This window comes from Roseburia yibonii (genome assembly GCF_014297335.1).
GTDB lineage: Bacteria > Bacillota > Clostridia > Lachnospirales > Lachnospiraceae > Roseburia_D > Roseburia_D yibonii.
The window spans coordinates 40,238-52,401 of the sequence record NZ_JACOQH010000002.1; the positions used below are offsets into that span (position 1 = coordinate 40,238).

Consider the following 12,164-nt stretch of genomic DNA (forward strand, 5'->3'; position numbering starts at 1 on the left):
AGGATGGGAGAATTGATCTTATGCCGCGGAACGCTGGCGGCTGTGCCGTATTTTTTGGAAAGTATAGCGGTAAACATATATTCGCTGGAGGAACTGGCGTGGTGCATGGATCAGCACGCGGAACTGACAGGGATAGACATTTATAAAGAATCCTTTGCCGGCTGGGTAAAAGAGGAACTGGGGCTGGCAGATGAGGGACAGACGCTCTTTGATCTGCTTGCCGGGAAAAAGGATATGGCAGAGTTTACGGATACGGTTTTAAAAATGGTGTCGTATCTGGATGAGGAACAGAGAAGACGTGTCTTGGCCAGAATAAAAGCATATGAAGACAAAAGCCTGTTTGAGCAGGAAATTTTAAAAGCAGACAGGTTTCTTATGAGCGGAAAATATAAAAGCAGCATCCGGGCATATGAGCCGCTCACGGAGCATGTGCCGGAGAACCGGAGAGAAGAAGTGCTGCTTGGCAGAGTATGGCATAACATGGGAACGGCATACGCAAGGCTTTTCATGTTCGCGCGCGCCGGGGAATGTTATGAGAAAGCATATGCAAAAAATGAGGAGCAGGAATCCGCAGAAGCGGCGCTGCTCTCACGCGCATGTCTGGAGGAAGACTTTAAGAAAGAACCGCAGGATAAAAAGTTTTTAGAACAATGGCAGAAAATACAGGAAACAAAGAAAAACGGGGATGTCAGAGGCTATGAAGCTCTGTTGTTTGGGATGATGGAACAGTGGAAACAGGAGTACAGGAAGGCGGCAGAAGACAGATGAAACTATTTCGAAAGAGAAAAAAAGCAGAAAACGTAGAGATCAGGGAAAATGTGATAGCAGAAGAAATGCCGGAAGGCGGGGATCAGCCGGGAAACCGGATGCTGGATGAATGTGAGCAGATGATCGAGGCGGCAAAGGCATTGGAGGATACTAAGTCGGAGTACAAAGTGGTCACTTCCTATCTGAATGACATACAGCTGCTTGAGGATATGTCGGAGGAAGAGATGGCGGAGATCCGGCAGGCGGCGGAAAATGTAGTGGCACTCGGAAATACCAGAACCGAATACATGAAGACGGAAAAAAAGATCAACGATGCACAGTTCCGGCAGATGCAGCGGGAAGAAGACGAGATACCGGATGCGATCAGACGCCTGGAATCCAGCGAAGCATATCAGGCAGCCGTAACACGGGATATGCGGTATCTGGAATCGGAAAAAACGAAATGGGTGTACAATGCGGAAGCGCTGCGCGACGAGCAGAATTTCCTGCGAAAACTTTCCATTATCCTGTTTTCTGTGGCGGTTATCGTGTTTGCGGTACTTTTGGTACTGCAGTCGATCTTTGCGGTGAATACCCAGTGGATCTGGATGCTCTTTTTATTCGCGGCGGGTGTCTGCGCGTTTTTGATCTATCACCGGGAACAGAATAACGCGGAAGAGATCAGACAGTCCGATAGAAACAGAAATCACGCGATCACGCTGTTAAACAAGATGAAGATCAAATATGTCAATGCGACCAATGCGGTGGACTATGCCTGCGAGAAATATCATGTGAAAAATTCTTATGAATTTAACCAGATCTGGGAAGAATACAAAGAGGCGGTGGAAGAGAGGGAAAAATTCCAGCAGCTGAATGAAGAACTGGATTTTTACAACGCGAAATTACTGCGGGCACTGCGCAGCTATCGGCTTTATGATACAAAAGTCTGGCTGGATCAGGCAAAGGCGCTCGTAGATCCGAGAGAGATGGTGGAGATCAAGCATGATCTGATCGAACGCAGGCAGAAACTTCGCGCAAAAATAGAAAATGATACAAGATCCTTAAAGGATAAGCGCAAAAATACAGAGCGTATGCTGGTGGATTATCCGGGAGATACGGCGGATATCCGGGAAATCTTAAATTCCATCGACCGGCTCGGCGGCCTCTAGGATGCACAAAATCCCTTCTTTTTCATATGGTATAAAGAATGAAAAAGGAGGGATCTTTTTGTATGGAAAACGATAGTTGCAAAGACCAGGTTGTCGCGATGGCATATGTGCCGTGGCAGAATTTCTATAAGGTGTATGAGCCGGAAAAAGCACTGATGATCGGAACGATTTTTCCGGAACTGAATAAGCCGTTTCTCGGAAGGAGGATGGAAAGAAAATGAACCAGACCATGAACCGGAATCCGAACAGAGCAGGGAATGCGGCACAGATGAAAAGACAGCAGCTGTACGCGTACATTACAAAGATCAGCTTTGCGGTAAATGATATCACACTGTATCTGGATACACATCCGGAGGATACGGACGCGATCAGTTATTTCAATCATTATAAAAAACTGAGGGAAGAGGCGCTGCGCGAATACGCGAGATTGTACGGACCGCTCACGGTGGATCTCGCCACGCCGGAGTGTACCTTTGACTGGGCATCCATGCCGCTGCCATGGGAAGGAGGAGCTTGCTAATGTGGAATTATGAAAAGAGATTGCAGTATCCGGTAAAGATCACAAATCCAAACCCGAAGATCGCACAGTGTATCTTGAGTCAGTATGGAGGACTGTATTACCGTAAGATATAACAATAGCTGAACCCGCATATTAGCAGGGATTCAGCTATTTTTTGGTATCATCCAAGATAAAAAACATATTCAAAAGACATATTTTCCTTGTCAAATGTGATCGATTCGCAGATGCTCCGTATAGCAGATGCTTTTTTCTCCGTATCAGCGCCGGATTTTAAAATGTCATATACGTTGCGACATCGCAAGAGCATTTTTTTCTGCAGAGCAGCAGTGTCTACGATGGCGGGAGAGGAAAGGGCATCTATTTTTTCCTGGATCTGACCGCGATCCTTTTCAATCAAACGCTTGTTAGCTTTGTATTCTTCCAGTGTATCAATACCGTCAATATAAGCCGCCTTAATACGCTGTTCTTTTTTCTCCAGATTGGCAAGCTCTTTCTGCAGGAAGGGCAACTGGGAACCCGCAGTATCCGTTGCACTGGCCGAGTAATTAAAATCGACATAGCCGGTAGCAATGATATTTTCCAAAACCTCAAAGACATTCTCCTCAACCTTCAGCTGGGAAACCGAACAGGAATTGCGATGCTGTCCTTTGGCATATTTGTAGCACTGGAAATTTCCGATTCCAGACTTACTGCGCTTATCTTCCACATAGACAAGATTTGTTCCGCAGAATCCACATTTCAGGACGCCACACAGCCAGTGCTTGGAATGGCAGATGCCTTTTCTGCGGACAGGGCGAAACTCACGGTCGATCCGGTCGTTGACAGCATTGAACATTTCTTCGCTTATGAGTGGAGCATGCTGACCGTCAACGATGATGATATCTTCCGGATCATTTTCAACGTAGGAGCTGTGCTTTGCGCGGTTCCAGCGTATCTTTCCGATATAAAACGGATTGCGGAGGATATATTTGACTACGCGGAGTTCGAAAGGGTTTCCGCGACGTGTCCGCAGTCCGGAATCGTTCAAACCGCGAGCTATAGTGGAAAAGTCAGATCCCGCGTTGTATTCCTGAAAAATTCTTCGCACGATCTGCGCCTCCTGCTCGTTGATGGTCGGAACTTCACCGAGGTGAGAATCATATCCGAGAGGGGCAGTAGCCTGATACCCGCCGCGCAGTGCCTTTTCGGTCATCCCGCGCCTTACCTCGGAGGAAAGGTTGATGGAGTAATATTCATCCATCCATTCGATGATCCTCTCGATCAGGGATCCAAACGGACCGTCAATGATCGGTTCGGATATGCTGACAACATCAATATTTTTCTTGCGGAGCAGAGATTTGTAAAGGATGGATTCATCTTGATTCCGGGCAAACCTCGAAAACTTCCAGACGAGGATCACGTCATAGGGATGTTCCTTTGATTTCGCAAGCGCGATCATCTGCTGAAACATGGGACGTTTGTCAGCCTTTTTGCCGGAGATACCATTTTCAACAAAGATATCCTTATCCGACAATAGGATCCCGTTCTTTTTTGCATAGTCAATTATAAGACGACGCTGCGCATCCGGAGAGAGCTCCTCTTGCTTGTCGGTGGACACACGGATGTATGCGGCACCGGATTTTAAAGTTTGTGTTTTGCTCATGGTAATCACCTTGCATGCCTGGACTGAACGATTTCAAGAAGCGCATCCTGTAAAACCTGTGAAAAGTTGACATTGAGTGCCAGAGACTCTTCGTTCAGCCATTGTGGGATAGATAGAGTCTTTTTAACAGAAGCAGAATTTGTACGCTTTTTATAAGCGAGCATATCAAATTCGATGAGTACAAGCGTGCTGTCCGTATCAACGGTCACTTTGTCCGGAGATGTAGGAGCGGGAAAAGGAATGTGTTCTTTTTCCATATCAGACAGACATAATCCGAGCGCATCAACCGCCATTGTATAAGCTTCTTCCATATCGTCACCCTGTGTCATTGCTTCCGGAAAATCTGGAAAAGTGATCCAGAAGCCTCCTTCTTCCGCCTTGTGAAACAAGGCAGGATAAAATAATTTATCCATAAAAAAACCTCCTTTTAGGTGGCGGAGTTATTTCAACTCCGCCCGTTTTAAAATTGCATGTTCAAGACCTTTTTTCAAAGCCCTGTTGTGATAAGGAACGATTACTGTAATATCAGATTGTGGATTCCTTAGTTTCACATGGGAGCCGCGCTGGCCTGTTATTACAAAACCGTTCTTTTGCAGGAGACGAATCATCTCTCTTGACGTCATTGGCATATCTTTTAGCTCCTTTCCTTATCATGTAATTATTATAGCACGTATGAATACGTATGTCAACGGAAAATACGTAAAAACACGTAAAAATAAAAGCGGGTGAAAAATCACTCGCTTTAACTGGGAAATGGTAAGGAATTAGTAGGAACTTTTAAAACCGTATTGCCGATCAAGTGCATCATATTTCTTCTGTGATTGTGTACCTATATCATTTTCATAGAAATATTTATTATATAATTCTGAAAAAGGAATTGCGTAATTTTTATCCACAATAGTTGGTTCACATGTTGAAAAAGATGAGGGAGAGCTGTAATCGAGTAAAACGATATAGGTTATACTTTTGTTATCAACAAACATAGAAAAACCAACATTTTTATATACTTCGTCTTCTAATTCACAAGAATCACAAATTGAAAGCATAGAATTAAAAAACTGGGTGCAATCCTCATCGTATGAACTATGTGAAATAGGAATTTGGATGTTAAGTGTGTCATTAAGAGAATATATAGTAGCATTGGGACAGATGGCGCTTACGCGATCAAAAAGATCTCCCTGTTTGATGTATTTCGGCTCAGATGCGACGAAAGATATGCTGTCATAAAGGTGATTGAAGGCGTCGATATGCGCACGATCAGACAGACTGGATACTTTGTATACACAAAAATATACAGAATTGTCCTGGGCATACAGGATTTTTCCTTTGGAAACAAGATCGGATTTTTTTGACCATAGTTCATAGGTATAACCAGATACACATCGAATGTCATATGATGAAGTTTGCTCAAGATCAAACAGGTCTGTAAAGAATGATTCGGTAAAATCCTCAGGATGAAAATAAAAATCAAAGGTATCATCTTTGGTAACGTCCACTATTCCAGCATATACACAGTCACCGGCATTGAGGATTTCCGAAGAATTGTCAGAGGTGCTGCTTGCAAAAACAGATAAAGATTGAAAATCGCTGTCAGATGTAATGGTTATAGGCTTTAATAAAGATGTATCGTAATCACAGCGTATCACGGTGTCATAATACGAAATCACATTACTTTCGGTGGAATCTTCGGTATTTGATTGGGAAATATCTATGTTGTCTTCGGAAGCATACGTTTCTGAGGAGTCAAGATTTTGAGGCACAGTAGAATTTGAAGTCCCACATCCGGGAAAGAATAGAAGCGCAGTAATAATTATTGGAAAAAAATTTTTTTTCATAACGAATCCCTCTTTTCGTAAAATTTCCCATATAATGGGTATCAATTTTAAGTATATAGAAAGAACGGATACTATTCAATAAGAATCATTCATACTTTTTCGACCAGAGCGCACAATATAACTAAAAAATATTGTGCAAAGGCAGGAAAAAAGAAAATGAAATTGTTGATTGGAGAGGTGCGAACAAAGAAGAAAGTGTCAATCAGGGAGCTGTCCAAACGAACCGGTATAGCCAGATCTGCACTGTCAAGGTATGAAAATAACCAGAGATTTCCCAAAATGGATGTCATAGAGACGATAGCCGCAGCGCTTGGAGCGCACATCGAAGAGCTTTACGAATCGGAGCACAAATGAACATTAGTCGAAAAAAGTCGGAAAAGTAAGTCCCCGCTGCGGGGACAAATGCGGCAAACCTATTGATTTGCAAAAAAGGCATGTATTATAATAACCATAACACCGGTGGAGTACAAAAGAATAGGGAGTGAGTATTTATGGACATAAGAACAAAAGAGCCGCAAAACGGCTATAAGGGGAAGATACTGTGTTTAGTGGAATCCCTGGATGAACAAAAGGAACAGAAATTTCTAATACAAATCTATACAATGATGGACAGGCATATAAAAAGGGAAGCGCATTAAGGCGTTTCCCTTTTGTTATGTAGTTCGATCAAATCTCTTGCAACATTCTTTAGGACGGCTTTTGAATCGCTGTCCAGCTTCCCGTAAACAACAATAAAATCTTGAATAATCTTCGCGATTTCATCATCTTCGCTGTCGAGAATGTCCTGCGTGTACATGGCGACCTCTTCATCGTGGGAGTGTGTGGCGAACATTTCGCCAGTTCCATGTAGCAGCCACTCGGGATTGACATCAAATTCACGGATGATTGCTTTCTGCATCTGATCTGTAACACTATTTTTCCCACTCTCGATAAGGCTTATAGCGGTTTTCCCAACGCCTAAACGTTTACCAAAAGCCTCCATAGTCAAAGACAAGGTTTTTCTGATTTGCCGTATTCGGTCATTCATTTGTTTTCCCTCCTGTCATAAGCACATGATAACACCAAAGCAAAAATAAATCAACAAAAAAGTTATTTGAAATAACAAAAAGTGTTGACAAAGTTATTTAAAAGGACTATTATGTTATCAGAAATAACAAGCGAGCAGCAGTGAAAGGAGTGAAAAACATGTTGAAAGTAAAAGAAAAAGAGGACATTGACGGAATGGTTGAAATGATGAAAAAGATGGATGCAACCGGAAGAATGTTGTTACTGTCAAATGCAACGGTGCTTTTGGCACGTCAGGAAATGGCAAGCCGGAAGAAAGAACCGGAAAAGGTATCGTAAGAATGCAGAGGGAGGGCGAACCAATGAAAATGAAGAAAAAAAGAAAAAGGGTCGCAAAAGCGACCACGATTTCTATCAAACCCACAATCTTAATTGATGTCTCCAAAGGAAATGTCAATGATATGATCCGTAAAGAAATGAAGGAGACCGAAGTAAGAGATAAAAAAATGACTATCGAAGAAGCGCATAGAAGGGGAAATCTGGTAAATAAACTGATTTCGGTTATAGAGCTGGAAACAGATTATACATATAAGGATGTGATGTGGGCATTAGATGCCATACGGAAAAACTATGAGGAAAGAGGATGCGACCTCTTAAATAATGAGAGTATTCGAGAGGTCGCAAAGTTTGGAGGATTGTTAAACTGATCCATTGTTTAAAGGGAAAGTTTTAACAAAACCAACAGGATGACGTTGATAAAATTTACATGTTTCCGAATATCCGCAGACTTCATGGTTTTCTGCGGAGCATTCTACGGAAATCACAGTATTATCTTCCCATGTAATTATCATGCCACCAGAGTGACCAACATATGGGCAGAAACCAACATCACCAGTGTTATACGTTTGACTCATTCGTTAAAGGACTCCTTTCTTTGATACTCGGCTCTGGCAGGAGCCTGTAAGTACAGTATAGGAGCGGCGAGCGGGAAAAGCAATCAATAAAAAATCGACTGTGGCAGCAGTCGGTGGAACAGGAGGCTGAAATGGAAAGACAGGATATTTTGATGCAGATCACAGAAAAACTGATAGAGGAAGAGCTGATAAATAAAGAAGGCTTTTCATCCGTCCCGGAAATGGCGGGATGCGTTACGAAAAGGATCGATGACGTACTGAGGGACTATGAGCTTGTCCCAATGAGCAGAAAAGAAAGCAGCAGTGGGACAGACACAGGTCACACGTTAGATACATAGGTTATACAGGGGTGATTATATGAAGGGATACACCAACAAAATAAAGATACGTCTGCGGGACGGCAGTCTCGTAGACTGGGACACTCTGTCAGATGACGAGAAAAAAGAAATCGGCATCCAACTGAACCGGCAGGCAATGTTGGCGGTAGGCTACAAAGAGGCCAAATCAGGACAGACCGCGTAAGGCGGTCAGGAAGGACAAGCCATGAAAAAAGAGATAAAAAAGATGCTGAAGATCATCAGGAGAATTGAGAAAGGCAGAGGGCGTGGAAGATGCTGACGGAAGAGAGGATTGAATGGCGCCTCAAAGATCAGGCGGCGGCGTTTGCGGCGCAGGTCAGAAACAAAAACTATGCAGGCGCGAAGCGGATCTATGAAGATGCCAGAGCGGTAGCGACTCTGTGTGAGCTGGATGAAAAGATAAAAGTAGAGCTGTTTGGGAGCCGCCAGGATGAAGATCATCCGGTCGATGGACTTTTCAGTGAAAATCTGGTGCTGAAAGTCTATGAGATGACAGCGGTGCGGAAATAAAAAAGGCATCCACGGGAATGGATGCCGCGACAGCGATAAACGCTCGTCAAATGGTAAAAAACAACTATAAAAATAATACCATGTGACGGGCGAAAAGTCAAGGAAATAGAGGGTTTCAGACCTCGATTTTAAATCTTGATAAAGATATTAAACTTAGGAGAAAGTCGCATGGGATATTTTAGTAAAACGTGGACTTTCCCGGACAGTATCGAACATGAGATATGCTTTGCGGGAAAGTATGGGAAAAAAGGTGAGAAAAGACTGCCGCGTAAAAAAAGGACACCGGAACAGATGCAGTGGCAAAATGCATTGAATAAAACAAACAGGATCCGAAGGCTCATAAAGGCGAATTTCACAGAGAATGACCTGTGGGTGACATTGACGGTGCAGAAAGAAAAGCGCTGTTCGATGGAGGGGATAAAAAAAGAATTGAAAAAGTTCCTGGATAATATGCGGCGGCAGTACAGAAAAGAGGGACAGGCATTTAAGTTTATATACCTGATCGAGATAGGGAAAAAAGGCGGGATCCATGTGCATCTGATTATCAACAGGTGTATGGAACGTCCGCCGGACGTGTTGATCTGTAAATATTGGAAACTGGGACACCCGGATATAAAACTGCTGTACCGGGAGGGCGGGTTTGCGGATCTGGCAAATTACCTGTCCAATATGCCGGACAAGGACGGAAAACAGAAAAGGCGGGAGAACGCGGAGGAATGCTTCAGTACATCCAGAAATCTGATCCGGCCGGAGCCGGAAAGAAAACGGTATTTCCGCCGGACAGCAGAAAAAATGATCCGGGAGGGCCCGAAACCGCGAAAAGGGTACTACATAGACAAGAGCAGTGTGAAAACGGGGATAAACCGGGTGACCGGATACTCCTACCTGTACTACACGGAGGTGCGGGAAACCAATGGAAGAAAAAACGAATGAGCCGGAAGTGAACATTTACCTCATGACCAGCTGCCGGGCACCAAGACAGAAGGAAGCCTGGTACATAAGCCTGATCGAGTATAAGACAGCAAAAGGACCGGTTACAAAGCAGTGGATCCGGAAAGAGGAGGATGTGACAAGGCATCAGGTGGAACTGGACGGGTTACTGGTAGCGCTGGAATCGTTGAAAAAACCATGCGCGCTTAGTATTTATGCGGATTCCAGCTATTTGGAAAGTGCTTTTAACCGGCAGTGGGTAGATGCCTGGATGGAGAACGACTGGAAAACGGCACATGGAAAAGAGATTTCAAACCGCGAAAAGTGGATGAAAGTATTGAAAATACTCTTGCCGCACGATTTTCGAATTTGTATAAAAACGGATCATGAGTACGGCGAGTGGATGCGGCGGACGCTGCGTGATGCGACGTCGCAAAAGGAAGGAGAGGACAAGCATGTTTGATTTATTCGGAGAAATGACGGCTGAGGAGATAAATAAGACGGCCGAAGGGCTGAAAAATGAGGGAGATACGGAAAATGTGTATGCCCTGGCAAAAGAAAACGGCATATCAAAAGAATTTGTGGAGATGTACCTCCAGGGAGACATCCCCGCGCTGTGTGATGCGATGACGGCAGCAGTCGGCAAACTGGATGTCGAGATGGGAGAAAAGGACGTAAAGGCATACAGCAGAAAGATACCTGCAGAACCGATCGTGGAGTATCTGAAACAGAAAGCCATGGAAGATGAGGCGGTGGCTGTAAAGATCAGGGAGAAGGGGAAAAGCCTTGCCGGATGCCTGAAACATGTTGAGTCGGAAGCCAGAAAAAAGGTATCAAGGGAAAAGCCTTATCTTGCGGATGCAGTGGTATACCGGATGGCGCGGGACTACTACATGAAGGAGGCGGTAAAATGAGCGAAAACAGATACGAACGCAGGGAACGTGAGCTGAAAGAAAGAACTGCCAGCTTGCCGGAGATACCGGAGGATTTTTACGAGTGGAGCAAAAAAGAGGTAACAGGGAATCACTATCTGTTTTACCGGCGCGCCGGGAACAAGGTCACGGTATGGTGCTCGGCGTGTGGACAGGTGGACGAGTATAAGCTCCGGGCAGGAGAGACACTGGAACAACAGGCGTGCGATCGGATAGGACCGAAACCGAAACATAATGGTATTGGGATGTGCCGTTTTTGCCGGAAAATTGGGAAGTGGAAAGCTGTCGGAAGAAAAGACCGCGTGAATGAGAAAGAGCCGTGCTATATCTGGCAGAAAATTGATGATCAGAATTTTGCGATCCGGTACTTTGAAGCGAGAAAAACAGCGACACAAAAGGGGGAAGAATATAGCTGGGAGGAAGTGGCGCGTAATTACATCCGTAAAGGGAGACGGAAGGTGCAGAAAGACTACCACAAGTGGGATTGCTGGCTAGGGAGAGCTTTTTGGGACGATTGCAACCTGCAGGGGATGAATAATATCAAGCAGCCGGACGGAAAGATATATCCGGGATCGTGGGACGAACTGAAAAAGAGCCATCTGAAATATAGCGGACTGGAAGAGTATGTAGCATGGAGGAAAAAGAGCTTTGATGCGGCGCGCCGGATAGATTATGCAGGATACCTCGGACAGTACAACAGGTTTCCGCAGCAGGAAATGTTAGTAAAGATGAGACTGTATGAGCTGGCAGATCTTAGCAGTAAAGATTGGTTTGATGAAAGAGCAAAAAAACCGGCGGATGTGCTGAAAATTGACAAGAGAAAATTAAGGGATCTCATGCAGAAATACGGGCAGCAGTGTAAGTGGCTGAGAATGTACCAGATGGAGAAAAGGCTTGGAGCATATCTGGAAGAGAAGGAGGAAAAATGCCTGTTTGAGACGGTTGGAGAGTTCAAACTCAAAGAGTACGAGCAGGTGGCATCCTATCTGTCAGTGACTAAGTTTTGCAATCATGTAAAAAAATATCATGACAATCCGGATCGGGAGCACAGGAACTGGATCACCTATCAGGTAGCAACACACTACCTCGATTATTTGAGCATGTGCATCCAGATGGGATATGACATGACGGACACGATCAAGCTGTTTCCACACGATCTGTATGCCGCGCATGACAAGATGGTCTTAGAGGTCAACAAGCATGCGTCAGATGAACGGAAAAAAGAAGTGAATAAAAAATACAGCCACATTGCCGAAGTGTATGACAAACTGGAACGAAAATATGGACTGGAAACGCCGGAGTATATTGTAAGACCGGTTAAGTCGGCGGCGGAAATGGTGGATGAGGGACGGATACAGCATCACTGCGTAGGAGGTGACACATATCTGGATAAGCATAACAGGGGATACAGCTATATCCTGCTCATGCGGAAGAAAACGAATCCGGAATTTCCGTACATAACGATCGAGATCCGGGGGGCAAAGATACTCCAGTGGTACGGAGAGCACAACCACAAGACGGATCAGAAACAGGTAGATGCCTTTTTGAAACGATATGTGCAGCAGTTGAAACGGAAAGAACAGAAAAAGTCAGCGTAGGAG

Annotated in this window: 20 protein-coding genes and 1 pseudogene; 15 read left to right on the forward strand and 6 right to left on the reverse strand. The window is 44.5% G+C overall.

Going from position 1 to position 12,164, the window contains the following annotated elements; all coding sequences use genetic code 11:
• Window positions 1–3: 3 nt before the first annotated feature.
• The 5 genes and pseudogenes from H8Z76_RS02800 to H8Z76_RS02820 all read left to right on the forward strand — a co-directional run.
• Window positions 4–768, forward strand: a complete 765-nt coding sequence (locus H8Z76_RS02800) for a hypothetical protein (RefSeq protein ID WP_186981597.1) — start codon at window positions 4–6, stop codon at window positions 766–768.
• Entirely contained in the window at window positions 729–1,916 is a 1,188-nt protein-coding gene (locus H8Z76_RS02805; protein WP_147618162.1) for an AAA family ATPase, read from the forward strand. Before H8Z76_RS02800 ends, H8Z76_RS02805 begins: the two co-directional genes overlap by 40 nt.
• Window positions 1,917–1,978: 62 nt before the next feature.
• Window positions 1,979–2,137, forward strand: coding sequence for a spore coat associated protein CotJA (locus H8Z76_RS02810; RefSeq protein ID WP_022515263.1), 159 nt, complete (start codon window positions 1,979–1,981; stop codon window positions 2,135–2,137).
• The gene (locus tag H8Z76_RS02815) at window positions 2,134–2,436 is read left to right on the forward strand and encodes a spore coat protein CotJB (protein ID WP_022515264.1); all 303 of its coding nucleotides are present in this window, start codon (window positions 2,134–2,136) and stop codon (window positions 2,434–2,436) included. The genes H8Z76_RS02810 and H8Z76_RS02815 overlap by 4 nt, the downstream gene beginning before the upstream one ends.
• Window positions 2,436–2,528: pseudogene (locus H8Z76_RS02820) on the forward strand (manganese catalase family protein); the annotation flags it as partial. The gene H8Z76_RS02815 and the pseudogene H8Z76_RS02820, both read left to right, overlap by 1 nt.
• Window positions 2,529–2,596: 68 nt before the next feature.
• On the opposite strand, the gene H8Z76_RS02825 reads toward H8Z76_RS02820, so the two are convergent.
• The 4 genes from H8Z76_RS02825 to H8Z76_RS02840 all read right to left on the reverse strand — a co-directional run bounded on the left by H8Z76_RS02825 (window position 2,597) and on the right by H8Z76_RS02840 (window position 5,913).
• Window positions 2,597–4,078 (reverse strand): recombinase family protein, encoded by a 1,482-nt coding sequence (locus tag H8Z76_RS02825; RefSeq protein WP_186981599.1) that lies wholly within the window; start codon window positions 4,076–4,078, stop codon window positions 2,597–2,599.
• 5 nt (window positions 4,079–4,083) lie between these two features.
• Window positions 4,084–4,491, reverse strand: a complete 408-nt coding sequence (locus tag H8Z76_RS02830) for a type II toxin-antitoxin system HicB family antitoxin (protein WP_186981600.1) — start codon at window positions 4,489–4,491, stop codon at window positions 4,084–4,086.
• Between the two features lie 27 nt (window positions 4,492–4,518).
• The gene (locus H8Z76_RS02835; protein ID WP_186981601.1) at window positions 4,519–4,707 is read right to left on the reverse strand and encodes a type II toxin-antitoxin system HicA family toxin; all 189 of its coding nucleotides are present in this window, start codon (window positions 4,705–4,707) and stop codon (window positions 4,519–4,521) included.
• Between the two features lie 135 nt (window positions 4,708–4,842).
• Window positions 4,843–5,913 carry a hypothetical protein gene (locus H8Z76_RS02840; RefSeq protein ID WP_186981602.1) on the reverse strand — a complete coding sequence of 357 codons (1,071 nt, stop codon included), beginning with the start codon at window positions 5,911–5,913 and terminating at the stop codon, window positions 4,843–4,845.
• A 156-nt stretch (window positions 5,914–6,069) separates the two neighbouring features.
• Here H8Z76_RS02840 and H8Z76_RS02845 point away from each other — a divergent pair, with 156 nt between their 5' ends.
• Window positions 6,070–6,267 (forward strand): helix-turn-helix domain-containing protein, encoded by a 198-nt coding sequence (locus tag H8Z76_RS02845; RefSeq protein ID WP_186981603.1) that lies wholly within the window; start codon window positions 6,070–6,072, stop codon window positions 6,265–6,267.
• Window positions 6,268–6,547: 280 nt separating this feature from the next.
• Here the strand turns inward: H8Z76_RS02845 and H8Z76_RS02850 are convergent, their stop codons facing one another.
• On the reverse strand, window positions 6,548–6,940 hold the full coding sequence (locus H8Z76_RS02850) for a helix-turn-helix domain-containing protein (RefSeq protein WP_186981604.1): 393 nt from the start codon (window positions 6,938–6,940) through the stop codon (window positions 6,548–6,550).
• A 158-nt stretch (window positions 6,941–7,098) separates the two neighbouring features.
• On the opposite strand from H8Z76_RS02850, the gene H8Z76_RS02855 reads away from it, so the two are divergent.
• Window positions 7,099–7,257 carry a hypothetical protein gene (locus tag H8Z76_RS02855; RefSeq protein ID WP_186981605.1) on the forward strand — a complete coding sequence of 53 codons (159 nt, stop codon included), beginning with the start codon at window positions 7,099–7,101 and terminating at the stop codon, window positions 7,255–7,257.
• Between the two features lie 23 nt (window positions 7,258–7,280).
• Window positions 7,281–7,625, forward strand: coding sequence for a hypothetical protein (locus H8Z76_RS02860; protein ID WP_186981606.1), 345 nt, complete (start codon window positions 7,281–7,283; stop codon window positions 7,623–7,625).
• Here H8Z76_RS02860 and H8Z76_RS02865 read toward each other — a convergent pair.
• A complete protein-coding gene (locus H8Z76_RS02865) occupies window positions 7,617–7,832 on the reverse strand; it encodes a hypothetical protein (protein ID WP_186981607.1) in 216 nt (71 codons plus the stop codon). The two genes, H8Z76_RS02860 and H8Z76_RS02865, sit on opposite strands and share 9 nt — an antisense overlap.
• A 131-nt stretch (window positions 7,833–7,963) precedes the next feature.
• Between H8Z76_RS02865 and H8Z76_RS02870 the strand changes: the two genes are divergently transcribed.
• From H8Z76_RS02870 to H8Z76_RS02900, 7 genes are all read left to right on the forward strand, one after another.
• A complete protein-coding gene (locus tag H8Z76_RS02870) occupies window positions 7,964–8,170 on the forward strand; it encodes a hypothetical protein (protein ID WP_186981608.1) in 207 nt (68 codons plus the stop codon).
• Between the two features lie 19 nt (window positions 8,171–8,189).
• Window positions 8,190–8,354 (forward strand): hypothetical protein, encoded by a 165-nt coding sequence (locus tag H8Z76_RS02875; protein WP_186981609.1) that lies wholly within the window; start codon window positions 8,190–8,192, stop codon window positions 8,352–8,354.
• Between the two features lie 89 nt (window positions 8,355–8,443).
• A complete protein-coding gene (locus H8Z76_RS02880; protein ID WP_186981610.1) occupies window positions 8,444–8,701 on the forward strand; it encodes a hypothetical protein in 258 nt (85 codons plus the stop codon).
• 168 nt (window positions 8,702–8,869) lie between these two features.
• Window positions 8,870–9,634 (forward strand): rolling circle replication-associated protein, encoded by a 765-nt coding sequence (locus H8Z76_RS02885; RefSeq protein ID WP_186981611.1) that lies wholly within the window; start codon window positions 8,870–8,872, stop codon window positions 9,632–9,634.
• Window positions 9,615–10,094 (forward strand): RNase H family protein, encoded by a 480-nt coding sequence (locus tag H8Z76_RS02890; protein ID WP_186981612.1) that lies wholly within the window; start codon window positions 9,615–9,617, stop codon window positions 10,092–10,094. Before H8Z76_RS02885 ends, H8Z76_RS02890 begins: the two co-directional genes overlap by 20 nt.
• Complete coding sequence (locus tag H8Z76_RS02895) at window positions 10,087–10,545, forward strand: Cas9 inhibitor AcrIIA9 family protein (protein WP_186981613.1); 459 nt, start codon at window positions 10,087–10,089, stop codon at window positions 10,543–10,545. Before H8Z76_RS02890 ends, H8Z76_RS02895 begins: the two co-directional genes overlap by 8 nt.
• The gene (locus tag H8Z76_RS02900) at window positions 10,542–12,161 is read left to right on the forward strand and encodes a PcfJ domain-containing protein (protein WP_186981614.1); all 1,620 of its coding nucleotides are present in this window, start codon (window positions 10,542–10,544) and stop codon (window positions 12,159–12,161) included. Before H8Z76_RS02895 ends, H8Z76_RS02900 begins: the two co-directional genes overlap by 4 nt.
• Window positions 12,162–12,164: the final 3 nt, after the last annotated feature.

Excerpts from the sequence above, each read along its gene's own strand:
- H8Z76_RS02800 (WP_186981597.1), top strand. The coding sequence starts at position 4 with ATGGGAGAATTGATCTTATGCCGCGGAACGCTGGCGGCTGTGCCGTAT.
- H8Z76_RS02810 (WP_022515263.1), top strand. The coding sequence starts at position 1,979 with ATGGAAAACGATAGTTGCAAAGACCAGGTTGTCGCGATGGCATATGTG.
- H8Z76_RS02815 (WP_022515264.1), top strand. The coding sequence starts at position 2,134 with ATGAACCAGACCATGAACCGGAATCCGAACAGAGCAGGGAATGCGGCA.
- H8Z76_RS02825 (WP_186981599.1), bottom strand. The coding sequence starts at position 4,078 with ATGAGCAAAACACAAACTTTAAAATCCGGTGCCGCATACATCCGTGTG.
- H8Z76_RS02830 (WP_186981600.1), bottom strand. The coding sequence starts at position 4,491 with ATGGATAAATTATTTTATCCTGCCTTGTTTCACAAGGCGGAAGAAGGA.
- H8Z76_RS02835 (WP_186981601.1), bottom strand. The coding sequence starts at position 4,707 with ATGCCAATGACGTCAAGAGAGATGATTCGTCTCCTGCAAAAGAACGGT.
- H8Z76_RS02840 (WP_186981602.1), bottom strand. The coding sequence starts at position 5,913 with ATGAAAAAAAATTTTTTTCCAATAATTATTACTGCGCTTCTATTCTTT.
- H8Z76_RS02845 (WP_186981603.1), top strand. The coding sequence starts at position 6,070 with ATGAAATTGTTGATTGGAGAGGTGCGAACAAAGAAGAAAGTGTCAATC.
- H8Z76_RS02850 (WP_186981604.1), bottom strand. The coding sequence starts at position 6,940 with ATGAATGACCGAATACGGCAAATCAGAAAAACCTTGTCTTTGACTATG.
- H8Z76_RS02855 (WP_186981605.1), top strand. The coding sequence starts at position 7,099 with ATGTTGAAAGTAAAAGAAAAAGAGGACATTGACGGAATGGTTGAAATG.
- H8Z76_RS02860 (WP_186981606.1), top strand. The coding sequence starts at position 7,281 with ATGAAAATGAAGAAAAAAAGAAAAAGGGTCGCAAAAGCGACCACGATT.
- H8Z76_RS02865 (WP_186981607.1), bottom strand. The coding sequence starts at position 7,832 with ATGAGTCAAACGTATAACACTGGTGATGTTGGTTTCTGCCCATATGTT.
- H8Z76_RS02870 (WP_186981608.1), top strand. The coding sequence starts at position 7,964 with ATGGAAAGACAGGATATTTTGATGCAGATCACAGAAAAACTGATAGAG.
- H8Z76_RS02875 (WP_186981609.1), top strand. The coding sequence starts at position 8,190 with ATGAAGGGATACACCAACAAAATAAAGATACGTCTGCGGGACGGCAGT.
- H8Z76_RS02880 (WP_186981610.1), top strand. The coding sequence starts at position 8,444 with ATGCTGACGGAAGAGAGGATTGAATGGCGCCTCAAAGATCAGGCGGCG.
- H8Z76_RS02885 (WP_186981611.1), top strand. The coding sequence starts at position 8,870 with ATGGGATATTTTAGTAAAACGTGGACTTTCCCGGACAGTATCGAACAT.
- H8Z76_RS02890 (WP_186981612.1), top strand. The coding sequence starts at position 9,615 with ATGGAAGAAAAAACGAATGAGCCGGAAGTGAACATTTACCTCATGACC.
- H8Z76_RS02895 (WP_186981613.1), top strand. The coding sequence starts at position 10,087 with ATGTTTGATTTATTCGGAGAAATGACGGCTGAGGAGATAAATAAGACG.
- H8Z76_RS02900 (WP_186981614.1), top strand. The coding sequence starts at position 10,542 with ATGAGCGAAAACAGATACGAACGCAGGGAACGTGAGCTGAAAGAAAGA.